The organism is Bacteroides sp. AF39-11AC, from assembly GCF_003474285.1.
GTDB lineage: Bacteria > Bacteroidota > Bacteroidia > Bacteroidales > Bacteroidaceae > Bacteroides.
This window is the reverse complement of record NZ_QROH01000004.1, coordinates 510,443-523,726: the sequence shown is the minus strand read 5'-3', so window position 1 is coordinate 523,726 and position 13,284 is coordinate 510,443. Positions and strand designations below refer to the sequence as shown.

The 13,284-nt window shown below is 40.4% G+C and carries 15 protein-coding genes and 1 tRNA gene; 4 read left to right on the top strand and 12 right to left on the bottom strand.

Annotated elements, in window-relative coordinates:
• Nucleotides 1-27 precede the first annotated feature (27 nt).
• The 9 genes from DW036_RS10460 to DW036_RS10415 form a co-directional block, all read right to left on the bottom strand.
• A complete protein-coding gene (locus DW036_RS10460; RefSeq protein ID WP_007210400.1) occupies nucleotides 28-492 on the bottom strand; it encodes a biopolymer transporter ExbD in 465 nt (154 codons plus the stop codon).
• The gene (locus DW036_RS10455) at nucleotides 492-1,085 is read right to left on the bottom strand and encodes a biopolymer transporter ExbD (RefSeq protein WP_118463986.1); all 594 of its coding nucleotides are present in this window, start codon (nucleotides 1,083-1,085) and stop codon (nucleotides 492-494) included. The genes DW036_RS10460 and DW036_RS10455 overlap by 1 nt, the downstream gene beginning before the upstream one ends.
• A gap of 36 nt (nucleotides 1,086-1,121) precedes the next feature.
• Nucleotides 1,122-1,607 carry a hypothetical protein gene (locus DW036_RS10450; protein WP_118463983.1) on the bottom strand — a complete coding sequence of 162 codons (486 nt, stop codon included), beginning with the start codon at nucleotides 1,605-1,607 and terminating at the stop codon, nucleotides 1,122-1,124.
• Between the two features lie 5 nt (nucleotides 1,608-1,612).
• Complete coding sequence (locus DW036_RS10445; protein ID WP_007659875.1) at nucleotides 1,613-2,416, bottom strand: MotA/TolQ/ExbB proton channel family protein; 804 nt, start codon at nucleotides 2,414-2,416, stop codon at nucleotides 1,613-1,615.
• A gap of 80 nt (nucleotides 2,417-2,496) precedes the next feature.
• A tRNA-Ser gene (locus DW036_RS10440) sits at nucleotides 2,497-2,584 on the bottom strand.
• A 162-nt stretch (nucleotides 2,585-2,746) separates the two neighbouring features.
• A complete protein-coding gene (locus tag DW036_RS10430) occupies nucleotides 2,747-3,526 on the bottom strand; it encodes a TatD family hydrolase (protein ID WP_118463977.1) in 780 nt (259 codons plus the stop codon).
• A complete protein-coding gene (locus DW036_RS10425) occupies nucleotides 3,523-4,236 on the bottom strand; it encodes a hypothetical protein (protein WP_118463974.1) in 714 nt (237 codons plus the stop codon). The genes DW036_RS10430 and DW036_RS10425 overlap by 4 nt, the downstream gene beginning before the upstream one ends.
• Before the next feature lie 18 nt (nucleotides 4,237-4,254).
• Nucleotides 4,255-5,229 carry a polyprenyl synthetase family protein gene (locus tag DW036_RS10420; protein WP_118463971.1) on the bottom strand — a complete coding sequence of 325 codons (975 nt, stop codon included), beginning with the start codon at nucleotides 5,227-5,229 and terminating at the stop codon, nucleotides 4,255-4,257.
• 81 nt (nucleotides 5,230-5,310) lie between these two features.
• Nucleotides 5,311-5,997, bottom strand: coding sequence for an energy transducer TonB (locus DW036_RS10415; RefSeq protein ID WP_007659882.1), 687 nt, complete (start codon nucleotides 5,995-5,997; stop codon nucleotides 5,311-5,313).
• A gap of 206 nt (nucleotides 5,998-6,203) precedes the next feature.
• On the opposite strand from DW036_RS10415, the gene porQ reads away from it, so the two are divergent.
• The 4 genes from porQ to pfkA all read left to right on the top strand — a co-directional run bounded on the left by porQ (nucleotide 6,204) and on the right by pfkA (nucleotide 9,970).
• Nucleotides 6,204-7,169, top strand: a complete 966-nt coding sequence (gene porQ, locus DW036_RS10410) for a type IX secretion system protein PorQ (RefSeq protein ID WP_118463968.1) — start codon at nucleotides 6,204-6,206, stop codon at nucleotides 7,167-7,169.
• Between the two features lie 22 nt (nucleotides 7,170-7,191).
• Nucleotides 7,192-7,881 (top strand): (d)CMP kinase, encoded by a 690-nt coding sequence (gene cmk / locus DW036_RS10405; protein ID WP_118463965.1) that lies wholly within the window; start codon nucleotides 7,192-7,194, stop codon nucleotides 7,879-7,881.
• A gap of 61 nt (nucleotides 7,882-7,942) precedes the next feature.
• Entirely contained in the window at nucleotides 7,943-8,815 is an 873-nt protein-coding gene (locus tag DW036_RS10400; RefSeq protein WP_118463962.1) for a 4-hydroxy-3-methylbut-2-enyl diphosphate reductase, read from the top strand.
• 174 nt (nucleotides 8,816-8,989) lie between these two features.
• Nucleotides 8,990-9,970, top strand: coding sequence for a 6-phosphofructokinase (pfkA, locus tag DW036_RS10395; protein WP_007210387.1), 981 nt, complete (start codon nucleotides 8,990-8,992; stop codon nucleotides 9,968-9,970).
• Nucleotides 9,971-10,026: 56 nt separating this feature from the next.
• On the opposite strand, the gene DW036_RS10390 is transcribed toward pfkA, so the two are convergent.
• From DW036_RS10390 to DW036_RS10380, 3 genes are read right to left on the bottom strand one after another with little or no spacing between them, the layout of a single operon-like run.
• Nucleotides 10,027-10,872: an SDR family oxidoreductase gene (locus DW036_RS10390; RefSeq protein ID WP_118463959.1), complete on the bottom strand. Its 846-nt coding sequence runs from the start codon at nucleotides 10,870-10,872 to the stop codon at nucleotides 10,027-10,029.
• Nucleotides 10,872-12,092 (bottom strand): NADH:flavin oxidoreductase, encoded by a 1,221-nt coding sequence (locus DW036_RS10385; protein ID WP_118463956.1) that lies wholly within the window; start codon nucleotides 12,090-12,092, stop codon nucleotides 10,872-10,874. Before DW036_RS10385 ends, DW036_RS10390 begins: the two co-directional genes overlap by 1 nt.
• Before the next feature lie 38 nt (nucleotides 12,093-12,130).
• Nucleotides 12,131-12,892, bottom strand: coding sequence for a DUF1295 domain-containing protein (locus tag DW036_RS10380; RefSeq protein ID WP_118463953.1), 762 nt, complete (start codon nucleotides 12,890-12,892; stop codon nucleotides 12,131-12,133).
• Nucleotides 12,893-13,284: the final 392 nt, after the last annotated feature.

Sequence of the window (13,284 nt, the reverse complement as noted above, 5' to 3'; positions counted from 1 at the left end):
TTATTTTTTTATAGTTTGATTAACTTTTTACTGACGCGGTTGCGCAGAATAGTTAAGTTTCAATGCATAAGCTTTACGAAGAGCTTCTTTGATATCTGTTACGATACCCATTTTCGTATCTTGGTCAACTTTCAAAGAAACAGTCATCTGAGGCTGATCTTCCTCCTTCATACTGGCACGTTCACCAATAATGTAGTCTTGAATTTCAGCAACTTCAGCATAGCTATCATTCAATTGGATACGGCTTTCATTACCCAGTTTCTTACGAAACTCAGCTGTAGGCTTTCCTACATAGATAAACGTAACCAAAGATTTCTTTTCCAGTTTTTCCAATTCTGTAGCTTGCGGAACCTTAAACTCAACCTTTAATGTTACCTCACGCATTGTTGTTACAATCATAAAGAAGAACAACAGAGTAAAGATAAGGTCAGGTAGAGAAGAAGTATTCAACGCAGGCATTTCGCGTTTACCAGTCTTATTAAATTTTCCCATTACTTCTTTTCTCCGTACTTTTTAGGTTCTGCCTCAGAAATCTTCTGAGGATATACATCACGAATTGCTTTTTGTTGGTCTTCGTCCAAAGCAGCATAATTCTTACCAAACTTTTCCTGAGCCAATTCTTCTCTCAACTCATTATAAGCAGCTACCAGTTCATTCTGAACCGCCAAATATGCCTTATAGGAAGATCCACGGTCGCAACGCAAAGAAACTACATGCTTTTCCGTAACCTGCATAGTGCCAAAGAAAGGTATCTCTTTTGCATGCTTTTCCGGTTTGGTTTCATCATTATACGGGTTAGCAATGAATTCTTTTGCCCTATCTCTCAATTGATCTACATTGATGTACTCTCCATTGGCCATGAGTTGGTCATTCATGTTCAAGAAGACTGTCATTACGTTACGCTCCTTAACCTTATCTGATTCATCCTTCGGTTGGTCTTGTTCAGGCGGTGGCGGCAAACGTCTTGCCAAACCACGGTCCGTATCCATAGAAGTCGTAATCAAGAAGAAGATCAACAATAGGAAAGCGATATCCGCTGTAGAACTTGAGTTTATATCAGGAACTTTTCTTTTTCCTTTTGCCATTGTAATTACTCCATTAGACTGAGTTTCCTCAATCGATTATGATAATTTCTTTTTAATACTACTGAAAAGCATTGCAAGAACAGTTGCTCCCAGTAAGAAATAAATAGTATACAAGAACATGTCTGTTATCTTCAGCCAGAACGGAACATTATCAGTTCCACTATAGCCTGGGATATTCATTTGTTCACCACTACCCATAGACCAAGCAACGATCATTACAACAGCTAACAAAATAACACCAAGTAATGACTTCAAAGCCTTTACCGGATTATCTTTTAATGCTGTACCAAACTGCAGAATAAATCCACCAACCATTGCAATAACAGCCAAAGCAAACAAACCATACATTAAATACAGCATGCTATCTGTCTGTGCAGGCTGCCACATCTCTGGGTCAACACCCATCAGTACTGCATCGCCCTGAGCATCTCCACCAAAGTAGAATAAGCCCAATACTACTAAAATAGCGGCGAATAAAACATACAGTACGTAATATGATACTCTATATGATAATTTAGCCATTTCTCTTATTTTTTGTATTTCAAGTTATATTTGATAACCATGTCCAACAAAGTGATAGAAGAATCTTCCATTTCGCTAGTCAAAGCCTCGATCTTAGACAGGATATAGTTGTAGAATACCTGCAGAATCAAAGCAACAATCAAACCGAAAATAGTTGTAATCAAGGCAACTTTCATACCACCTGCTACAACCGTCGGAGAGATATCACCTACTTGTTGGATCTTATCAAATGCTTGCACCATACCGATTACAGTACCCAAGAATCCCAAAGACGGAGCCATTGCGATGAACAGTGTGATCCAAGAACAACCTTTTTCCAAGTAACCAGCTTGTACACCACCGTAAGATACTACTGACTTCTCAACTACGTCAAGACCTTGATCAATTCTCAATAAGCCTTGGTAATAGATAGAAGCGATAGGACCTCTTGTATTACGTGCGATGTCTTTAGCAGCTTCTACGTCGCCTTTTTCCAAAGCAGCTTCAATAGCAGCCAAGAATTTCTTTGTGTTGATTTCAGCCAAGCTCAGATAAATGATACGTTCGATACAGAATGCAAGACCGATAACCAAAGCGATAGCAACCAAACTCATGAAAGATGCAGTACCTTCAATAAATTTAGTTTTGATTTCCTTGTGAATACCACCTTCTTCTGCCTCTACAGTAGCATCACCAGCAGGAGCTGCTTGAGCTGCAGGAGCAGCTTGTTCTGTTTGTTCAGCTGCAGGAGCATCTTGAGCCTGAGCAAGTTGAGTTGAGCCAAATGTTAAGACTCCCATCACAGCAACAATTGCAAATAACTTTTTCATTGTGTGTCTAATTTTTAAGATTAATTAATTAAATTGTTTATTATATTCATTTATTACTTTTGTTTTCTTCTTTCATACTGCGGAGAGACGGGGATTCGAACCCCGGATACCCTTTAGGGGTATACACGCTTTCCAGGCGTGCCTCTTCAACCACTCGAGCATCTCTCCAATAGACGCCTCTTTCAAAAACGGCTGCAAATTACAAAAAAAATGCGAACCACAAGCGTTTTCAGCTACAAATGTATTCTTTTTTTCGTTCTTGCCCTTCATTCTCTCCGTTTTATCTTTAATAAAATCTCAAAATTAATAAACTTTAAAATCTTTGCGATGTTATTTGAGCATTCCAAACACTTTTAAAGCGTTTTCAGAAGTTACGCTTCCGACAGCCTCCGGAGACATCCGATAGATCTCAGAAACCTTCATTAAAGTATCCTTCACATAGGCACTTTCATTTCTCTTACCACGATTCGGAACCGGAGTAAGATAAGGGGAATCCGTTTCAAGAACAATCTTCTCCAAAGATATTTTAGTCAAAACTTCCGGAAGATGCGACTTTTTAAAAGTAACCACACCATTAATTCCAATTAGAAAACCTGAAAACTCCAGAATCCGGGCAGCTTCCTCATCGGTACCCGTAAAACTGTGGAAGATTCCTTTTAAAGAAGTATTCTTGTAAGGTTCCAGCACCTTATATATATAATCAAAGGCATCCCGACAATGAATAACGACAGGAAGGTCATATTCCAAAGCCCAATTGATTTGCTTATCTAATGCAATCTGCTGTTCTTTCAGAAAAGTTTTATCCCAATATAGATCTATACCAACCTCCCCTATTGCAATATATTCATTGGAAGACTTGAGCTCACGAGTCACGATTTCCAATTCTTTTTCATAACCGGCATTGACTGAAGTAGGATGTAAACCTATCATAGGAAAACAGTAACCTTTATAGGTATTACAGACAGACAACATTGAGCCAATCGTCGTACTATCAATATTAGGCATAAAAATATGAGTAACTCCTTCAGAACGGGCACGATCAATAACCTGTGGCAAATCTTCTGAAAATTCTTCTAGAAAGAGATGGGAATGTGTATCTATCAATCTCATTTATTTACTTCTTCTTTTCGTTTTTCACCAGTACGGTAATAATAAACTAAACCGTAATCACGGCACAAATCCAAACGTTTTTCATTTGGAGAAACATTTTCAAACTTCTTTTCAACTTGATTCCAAATATCCAAAATCAATTCATCTGCTGTGGTTCGCATAGCAGAAAGAGATTCTAAACTACGCGCAGTCAAAGCCTGCAGATTTTTTTGTCGGTCATAACTATCTGTAAAGATATCATAATGTACTCTAACCTTGGCTATTGTAGGATTATAAATAGGAATTCCGCCCTGTGAAGTTCGTTTAGCCTCTCCATCTATAATTTTTCGTCCCCATTCCACCAATGCTGTTTCTGTTGATAAATCCGGAACATTTGTACTATCTCCCGGTAAACCATAATATGCTTTGTGAGCAGCACGTACTTCCGAACGTATTACAGCTAAATTCAATACCTGAATAAAATGAGATACGTACAAACGTGCCATCTTTACATTGGTCTGATGCTTATGACCAGCCTGCGACTGACGCTCAAAACATTGCAAATAATAGGCTTGGGCAGCTTCAAATCTTGTTAAAAAATTCCGGGCCTCTGTCAACGTCTTCAGAGAAACTGCCAAATCATAAAGGTTCTGGACATCAGCTTTCGCAACCACTGCTTTCAGTGCCCGTATTCTCGCCTGATCTGTATTTGGTAATCTTCTATAAGGCATAATTCTAAAAAGACACTATTACACTTCTCTATGCATCAAATTTTCTATTATCCTTTTAAGTTCTTCTTTTTTATCCTCTGCAACACTAACAGCCGCAAGACTTTCCATCGCACGATTACTATATTCCAACATTTGATTCTCGCAAATAGATTTTACACCAATCTGATTATAGAGTTCCGTAACAGCAGCAATCTTCTCAACAGGTTGAAAGGCTTCTGCATGAACCCAATGATTTAACTGCTCACGTTGACTTGAATCGGCATGTTCAAATGCTTTAATCAGCATATAAGTTTTTTTATTGCAAAGAATATCTCCACCAATATTTTTCCCAAAGACTTTGGCATTACCATAAACATCCAAAAGATCATCTTTCAATTGGAAAGCAACTCCTATTTGCATTCCAAAATCATACAAACGATCGGCGTCCTCTATTGAAGCTCCTCCCAAACGAGCTCCAATCCGTAAACTTGTAGCTAATAAAACTGCTGTTTTCAGACGAATCATTTCCAGATACTCTTCTGCTGTTACATCATTTCTCTGTTCGAACTCCATATCCATCTGCTGACCTTCACATATCTCAAGAGCTGTCAGACTAAAAAGATCCATAACTTCCTTCAAAAAAGCAGGAGAACACTCTGCCATAAATTGATAAGCTAAAATCAACATTGCATCTCCCGAGAGAATAGCGGTATTATCGTTCCAGACCTTGTGAACAGTTTCTTTACCTCTACGACGATCGGCACGATCCATCAGGTCATCATGAAGGAGAGTATAGTTATGATAAACTTCGATACCTGTAGCAGGAGCATAGATGCGAGTTACATCTTCCTGGTACAAATTATAAGCCATCAACATTAATACCGGGCGAATTCGCTTCCCCCCCATAGACAATACATATTCCACCGGAGCATACAATCCTTTTGGAGTACGCGTAAACTGTAAATCAGCAATATGAGAATTAAATTTTTCGAGAAGCTCGGAAGCTGTAAACATAGTGATTATAAATTAAGGAGAATAGTAAGAATAAAAAGAGGCTGCCGAAAAGCAGCCTCTTTTTTTATATAGATAACGTTATTACTGCAATCTGAACATTACAGGCACCGTATATTTTACGCGTACAGGTTTACCGCGCTGCATACCGGGTTTCCACTTCGGCATGGTACCAATCACACGGAGTGCTTCTTTATCCAAATACGGGTCAACACCTCTTATGACTTTAGCGTCTACAATACTACCATCCTTATTAACAACGAACTGTACTGTTACACGACCTTGAGTACCGTTTTCCTGTGCAATAGTAGGATATTTAATGTTCTTGCTCAAGAATTGCATCAAACCAGCCATACCACCATTCGGGAATTCAGGCATTTGTTCTACAACCTCAAAAATAGTTTGTTCTTCCGGTTCTTCTTCTACAACAGTTACAGGCACGTATTTTACTTCTACTGCCTGACCTGTTTCCTCAGAAGAAGCAATAACTGTTTCTTCCACATCAGCATCATCAGCCACGATTTCCAACGTTTCGTTAATCGGAGCCACTTCTGGAGGAGGAGGAGCTACTTTTTCTTCCTGCTCAGTAATAGGAACCATTTCTTCTTCAAAATAGAGATCAGTAAGCGCCTGGCTCGTATCGATCTTGATATCGCGCTTTGTCCATTCAAATGCTATAAACATAAAAGCCAGCACAATAACATAACCAATAAGCATCCAAGTCGATTTTTTGTTCTCCAAATCTGCTTTAGGTGTTTTCTTAATTTCCATAATTATAATATTATTTTAACGTGTTTCTCATTTTGGGCAAATATAGTACTTTTTCTGCAAAACGTTCATCCGTACTATCTTTTTTAAGACAATATGCACCCATTTTTGTTTTTTTTATCCTTCAAAAAGCACACCTGCGCTTTTGTGCTACAAATGTAACGAGATATTTTAAAAATACCGTATCTTTGGCAATAATTTTAAATGAAATGTTGAAAAAGTCTTTTATTACGGCGCTACTACTACTGATTTTCTCCGTTTTACGTGCGCAAGACGGAACCAGCGCCTTCCAATTTTTAAAGCTTCCTTTTTCTGCCCACGCATCGGCATTGGGTGGAGAAAACATTTCTATTATAGAAGACGATTTAACTATGGCTGTCCAAAATCCCGCCCTTCTTTCGTGTGTAGCGGATAAAACTCTCAACCTGAATTATATGCTTTACATGGATGGTGTCAATGTGGGAGGGGCCGCATTCGCACGTACAGCAGGCGAGCGTTCCACCTGGGCGGTAACCGCTCAATATGTAGATTACGGAGAATTAAAAGAAACCACCGAAGAAAATATAGAAATCGGCACTTTCTCTGCCAAAGATATTTCCATATCGGGCATTTATACCTATGATTTAAGTGATTATTGGAGTGGTGGTGTCCGCACTAACTTTATTTATTCTCATTATGATAAGTACTCTTCATTCGCAATTGGCATTGATTTGGGATTGAATTACTATCATCAGGAGTCTGACTTTTCCGCTTCACTTGTTGCACGCAACTTGGGAGGACAACTGAAAGCTTTCGAAGAACGGCATGAAAAACTGCCCGTCGACGTACAGCTTGGTTTCAGCAAACGATTGGCACATGCTCCTTTCAGGCTCTCATTTACTCTACATGACCTGACACACTGGAGTACATCAGCCACAGCAGCAAACAATTTTGGAAAGAAATTGTTAAATCATATCGCCCTTGGCATTGATTTCCTCCCAACCAGCAATTTTTACCTGGCAGCCGGATATAGCTTCCGCCGTGGAGAAGAAATGAAAATAAACGGCTCCAGCCATTGGGCGGGTTTTACTTGTGGCACAGGTATTCAGTTAAAACGATTGAAATTGGGGATGGCATATGCCAAATATCATGTGAGTTCATCCTCACTTATATTTAATTTGTCATATACCTTATAATATATAAATAGTATAACTCAAAATGAAAAAGATAACTATCGCAATCGACGGTTTTTCCTCCTGTGGAAAAAGTACCATGGCAAAAGATCTTGCCCGTGAAATAGGTTACATATACATCGACAGTGGCGCCATGTATCGTGCAGTCACTTTATACAGTATAGAAAATGGCATCTTTAAAGGAAATGAGATTGATGCGGAAAGACTTCAGAAAGAAATCGGTAATATTCATATTTCATTTCAACTAAATCCGTCGACCGGACGCCCGGATACCTACCTGAACGGTGTGAATGTGGAAAATAAAATCCGTAGCATGGAAGTTTCTTCTCGCGTCAGCCCTATTGCAACTTTAGGATTTGTACGCGAAGCAATGGTGGCACAGCAACAGGCAATGGGTAATTCCAAAGGTATTGTCATGGATGGACGTGATATCGGAACTACGGTTTTTCCTGATGCGGAACTAAAAATATTTGTAACTGCCTCCCCCGAGATCCGCGCACAGCGTCGTTATGACGAATTGAAAGCCAAAGGACAAGAAGCCAGTTTTGATGAAATACTTGAGAACGTAAAGCAACGGGATTATATCGATCAGAACCGTGAAGTAAGCCCACTTCGCAAAGCTGACGACGCATTGTTGTTAGACAATACACAAATGACTATTTCCCAACAAAAAAAATGGTTACAAGAACAATTCGATAAGACCGTTAAGGGATAAAGGAAAAGGATGTAGCCTTTCCGAATATCTGCTTAAAATATCTATATCAACATATTATATTATGGTAAAAGTAGAAATAGATGAGGGATCCGGCTTCTGCTTCGGTGTAGTCACTGCAATAAATAAAGCTGAAGAAGAACTAGCCAATGGCGGTACTTTGTATTGCCTGGGAGACATTGTGCACAATAGTCGTGAAGTGGAACGCTTGAAAGAGATGGGCCTCATCACTATCAATCACGATGATTTCAATCATCTACATGATGCCAAAGTTTTGTTGCGTGCCCACGGAGAGCCTCCCGAAACCTATGAAATCGCCCGCCGTAACAATATTGAAATTATCGATGCCACTTGTCCGGTAGTACTCCGCTTGCAGAAGAAAATCAAGCAAGAATATGCTCAGAAAGATACCGAGGAGAAACAAATCGTTATCTATGGAAAAACCGGTCATGCAGAAGTCCTTGGTTTAGTGGGACAAACTACCGGAGAAGCAATCGTTATAGAAAAGCTGGAAGAAGCTAAAAATCTGGATCTTACCAAGAGCATCCGTTTATATTCGCAGACAACAAAGTCACTGGACGAATTCCAGAAAATCGTAGAATACATCAAAGAACATATCTCGCCTGATGTCACATTTGAATATTATGATACCATCTGCCGACAAGTAGCCAATCGAATTCCGAACATACGGAAATTTGCCGCTTCACACGATCTGGTATTCTTTGTAAGTGGCAAGAAAAGTTCCAATGGGAAAATGTTGTTCAGCGAATGCAAAAAAGTCAACCCTAATTCGCATCTGATAGACAGCGCTGAAGAGATAGACAGTTCTCTGCTTACCGGAGCTTCCTCTATCGGAGTATGTGGAGCAACCTCCACTCCCAAATGGCTGATGGAAGAAATTTCAAAGGCCATTCAATCACGACTTACAGGACAATAAGTCACCGTTTTGAAACAACAAATTAACGTTAAATATGAATCACGCCCTCAGCTTTTTGCTATCTTTGCCGAGCGGAAATAGGCTGCGTTTCGGCAAAAGCAAAATGTTTTTTGCTTTTGCTCTTAACTTGCACTATTTTTGCGGTGATTATTTAAACCAAACTAAAAGATTGTTATGGGAACAGTTAAGTGCATAGGTATTTTGACATCCGGTGGTGATGCACCGGGAATGAACGCTGCTATTCGTGCGGTAACACGTGCTGCTATTTACAACGGATTACAAGTAAAAGGTATATATAGAGGTTACAGAGGTCTGGTAACCGGTGAAATCAAAGAATTCAAAAGCCAGAACGTAAGTAATATTATACAATTAGGTGGTACTATCCTGAAAACAGCTCGTTGTCAGGAGTTCACTACTCCTGAAGGACGCCAGATTGCATATGATAATATGAAAAAGGAAGGTATTGATGCCTTGGTTATCATTGGTGGTGACGGTTCATTGACGGGTGCACGTATTTTCGCACAAGAGTTTGATGTACCTTGTATCGGATTACCCGGTACTATCGACAATGATCTGTACGGAACAGATACGACTATCGGTTATGATACAGCTTTGAATACCATTCTGGATGCAGTGGATAAAATCCGCGATACGGCAACTTCTCATGAACGTTTGTTCTTTGTGGAAGTAATGGGACGTGATGCTGGTTTCCTTGCTTTGAACGGTGCTATTGCCTCAGGTGCAGAGGCCGCTATCATTCCAGAGTTCAGTACGGAAGTCGATCAACTGGAAGAATTCATCAAAAACGGTTTCCGCAAATCCAAAAACAGTAGTATTGTAATTGTTGCGGAAAGCGAACTGACAGGTGGAGCCATGCACTTTGCAGAACGTGTGAAGAATGAATATCCTCAATACGATGTACGTGTTACTATCCTTGGACACTTGCAGCGCGGTGGAAGTCCTACAGCTCACGATCGTATCCTTGCCAGCCGACTCGGTGCGGCAGCTATCGATGCCATCATGGATGGACAACGCAATGTAATGGTTGGTATCGAACATGATGAAGTAGTATACGTTCCTTTCACAAAAGCTATCAAGAATGATAAGCCAATCAAAAAAGACTTGGTAAATGTATTGAGAGAACTCTCTATTTAAATAGAATATAGTGAAATATGCAAAGGCGCAGATGAAATTCATCCGCGCCTTTTTCATTATAGCCATTTTGCCACAATTTCTTCTGTCTGATCCCATAGTTCCTTCATCTGTACATGGTGAAGGAATTTCCCTGAAAGTTTTTTAGGGTGACAACTTACATTCAATGTTCCAGTACGTTTTCCTGCATCTTCATCCAGCAACAAACTGATGGCTGTCGCTGCTCCCTGACGAGGTGTACGTATGAAAGGCCGGAAAAAGATATCCGTCAACGGATCAAACCACATATGCATCGTAATGATTTTTGTGGAAACAATGCCCGGATCGGCAGCATTGACAACAATACCTTTGGATTTCACCTTCTCCGATAGAGCTATTGTAAACAGAGTTAATGCCAATTTCGTATTACTATAAATTGGAATACGCCAGAAAGCTCCTTTCTTTCCACGCCAAAAGAAGTCTGGAAAATCCAGTTTACCAATAGCATAAGTACAAGACACCATATTTACAATCCGGCTTCCCTCTCCCATCAATGGTAACAATTTACGGGTCAACAAATAGGGAGCTACATAATTAACACTCACCGTACGCTCCAATCCCTCTTCGGTAATACGACGTTTCGTTTCCATGGTGCCGGCATTGTTCATTAACAAGGCAATAGCTTCTCCACGCTGAAGAAGTTCATTGGCAAAAAAAGCTGTAGAAGACAAAGAAGCAAGATTGACCGGTACTATCTCCAATGCTACATTTCCTGTTTCCCGCATTATAAACTGGCGTTTCTCTTCTGCGATTTCAGGATCACGACACGCCATAATGACTTTATATCCGGCGGCAGCAACAGCGCGTGTAATCTCCATTCCCATACCGCCATCTGCTCCGGTTATAACTGCAAGTTTCTGTTTCATTATCCTTTTGCTTCTATTTTTGTAATTTCCCGCTTCAAGCCGGCCGGAAGTTCTTCATTCAAATGCTGATGGCATGCCATTTCAATGGAATACATCCGTGCAATACAATAATTACTATGTTTACAATTACAATGTGCTTTCTCCTCTTCACGCATACGGTTGACAAAACCCGGTTCGTTAAGCAGGGCACGTGCCATCTGCACTGCTTCAAAGCCATCATCCAGTACCTCATCTATTTTCTCACGCGAAACTAAGCCACCTACATATACCAATGGCATCTTTATTTCCGTCCGGAATTTCAGCGCATCTTCCAGAAAGTAAGCCTCTTTAAAAGGAACGGTCGGTATCATCCACTTTCCTACCATTCGCACTCCATACTTCAGCCACCAGCAATTCATATAATGAGTCATAGAACGGATAGGCATCTGACCACGCATCACATACATAGGAGCCTTACTAACAAAACCTCCACTTAGCACCAATGCATGAGCGCCCGATTGCTCCAGGCGTTTTGCCACCTGCATAGTCTCATCCATTTCCATCCCGCCACGGAAACCATCGCGCATATTCATTTTCACCAATACAGCCATGTCGGTTCCGGCAGCTGTCATCACTTCCTCCATCACCATGTCCATAAAACGCATCCTATTCTCCAAAGATCCGCCGAAACAATCCTTACGACGATTAGTATAAGGAGAAAGGAACTGAGAAATTAAATATCCGTGTCCGGCATGTATTTCAACTGCATCAAAGCCTGCCTCACGGGCCAGATTCACAGCACGACCGTATGCACGTGCCATCTCCGGCAATTCCTCTTTTTTCAAGCCACGAACAAAAGTAGGTGAGTAAAGATTAAAACCGGTGGAAGCTCCGACAGGAGTAACACCACAGATACTTTTATGCGACATATTGCCGCAATGTCCCAACTGTATAGCTGCTGCAGCACCTTCGGCATGTACAGCATCAGTCAGTTCTTTTAATCCGGGTATGATTTCAGGGCGCATCCATAATTGGCGGTCGAACGACAAACCACTTTGGGTGACAGCTGCATAGGCCACAGTAGTCATTCCAACACCGCCAGCCGCAACTGAACGGTGATAGTCAAGCAACATTTGCGAAGGGGCATTACCCGGACACATACTTTCAAATGCCGCCGAACGGATAGTACGATTCCGTAAAGTCAGCGGACCAAAAGTTACAGGAGTAAATAACTTGCTCATGAGTATTATTTATGATTTGTGATTTATAAGTGGAGAGATTAATAGAGGAACGGAAAAACACGTTTCCGGTTTCCCACCTCATCTCCAAACTCTTCTTTATAGCGATGCCAGATGGCATTGGCACGAGGAACCAGATTAGCCACTGTCCACCACAGGAAAACCAGTCCGGAGAGCGACCAAGTCAATATAGCCCATCCTGCCCATTCTATAATTTCACCAAAGTAATTGGCAGAGGTGACATAACGATACATCCCCTGCGATGGAAGGTAATGCCGCGTATCTCCCGGTTTACGAAGATGGCGGATTACATAATCCGAATACCAGTTGATTCCCATTCCGGTAAAGAATAGCAATACTCCAATAATAAACTGGGGAGTCAGCAGCCACTCCGGTGTATAAAGAGTTTCAGGAGCCAGATAAAAAAGCCATTCTCCTTGCATAAAGCCATTTAGGAGGTTGAACAGCATTCCCATCATCATAATGGCAAGCGGCATACGACTCTTTCCCTTCAGCAGGAAAGGGAACACAAAAGCGCGCTGGAAATAATGCAATTGGAATAAGAGAAAGAAAATCAGGGGAACAATTGAATTATATCGTGGTGAATTCCACCAGAGTAACAACATCACAATAAACACAGGTGCTTCCATCAGCATCCACGCCAATTTATTATTAATAGAAATGCCCCAAGATGCAGTGCGGAACATTCCATATCCCGCTTTGACAAAATAAAGTACGATAAAAACAAACAGTGCAATGATGCTCATTACACCAAGAAATAACTGAAAAGTCCCTTGTTCCATACTTGTTTCGATTTAAGTACAGGCAAAGATATATAAAAAGGAGGAAAAAGAAAACTTCTTCCCCTTAATTAGTTTACAAAGACGTTAGCGAATTATGTCAAAAAACAATAAATTTTAAATCAAAGTGATAAGTTAGCGATTTACGTCAGAAATGAGTACAAAGTTACTTACTAAAGAAAACAGAATGAGACATAGTTGCATACTTAGGGTATCTCAGTCCCATACTTAGGGTATCTCAGTATCATACTTAGGGTACCTCAGTCGTATACTGAGATAGGGTTATTATACACCTCTAATAGTCAACTAGTTACAAAAGCACTTTTAGTATTAATAAATCAGTACAAACAGTTTAGAAAAAACGGTCTCATTACTGGAGGGTTATGAACTAAATG

Bases quoted from the DNA above. Each gene is read 5' to 3' on its own strand.
- DW036_RS10460 (WP_007210400.1), bottom strand. From the start codon at position 492: ATGGGAAAATTTAATAAGACTGGTAAACGCGAAATGCCTGCGTTGAAT.
- DW036_RS10455 (WP_118463986.1), bottom strand. From the start codon at position 1,085: ATGGCAAAAGGAAAAAGAAAAGTTCCTGATATAAACTCAAGTTCTACA.
- DW036_RS10450 (WP_118463983.1), bottom strand. From the start codon at position 1,607: ATGGCTAAATTATCATATAGAGTATCATATTACGTACTGTATGTTTTA.
- DW036_RS10445 (WP_007659875.1), bottom strand. From the start codon at position 2,416: ATGAAAAAGTTATTTGCAATTGTTGCTGTGATGGGAGTCTTAACATTT.
- DW036_RS10430 (WP_118463977.1), bottom strand. From the start codon at position 3,526: ATGAGATTGATAGATACACATTCCCATCTCTTTCTAGAAGAATTTTCA.
- DW036_RS10425 (WP_118463974.1), bottom strand. From the start codon at position 4,236: ATGCCTTATAGAAGATTACCAAATACAGATCAGGCGAGAATACGGGCA.
- DW036_RS10420 (WP_118463971.1), bottom strand. From the start codon at position 5,229: ATGTTTACAGCTTCCGAGCTTCTCGAAAAATTTAATTCTCATATTGCT.
- DW036_RS10415 (WP_007659882.1), bottom strand. From the start codon at position 5,997: ATGGAAATTAAGAAAACACCTAAAGCAGATTTGGAGAACAAAAAATCG.
- porQ (WP_118463968.1), top strand. From the start codon at position 6,204: ATGTTGAAAAAGTCTTTTATTACGGCGCTACTACTACTGATTTTCTCC.
- cmk (WP_118463965.1), top strand. From the start codon at position 7,192: ATGAAAAAGATAACTATCGCAATCGACGGTTTTTCCTCCTGTGGAAAA.
- DW036_RS10400 (WP_118463962.1), top strand. From the start codon at position 7,943: ATGGTAAAAGTAGAAATAGATGAGGGATCCGGCTTCTGCTTCGGTGTA.
- pfkA (WP_007210387.1), top strand. From the start codon at position 8,990: ATGGGAACAGTTAAGTGCATAGGTATTTTGACATCCGGTGGTGATGCA.
- DW036_RS10390 (WP_118463959.1), bottom strand. From the start codon at position 10,872: ATGAAACAGAAACTTGCAGTTATAACCGGAGCAGATGGCGGTATGGGA.
- DW036_RS10385 (WP_118463956.1), bottom strand. From the start codon at position 12,092: ATGAGCAAGTTATTTACTCCTGTAACTTTTGGTCCGCTGACTTTACGG.
- DW036_RS10380 (WP_118463953.1), bottom strand. From the start codon at position 12,892: ATGGAACAAGGGACTTTTCAGTTATTTCTTGGTGTAATGAGCATCATT.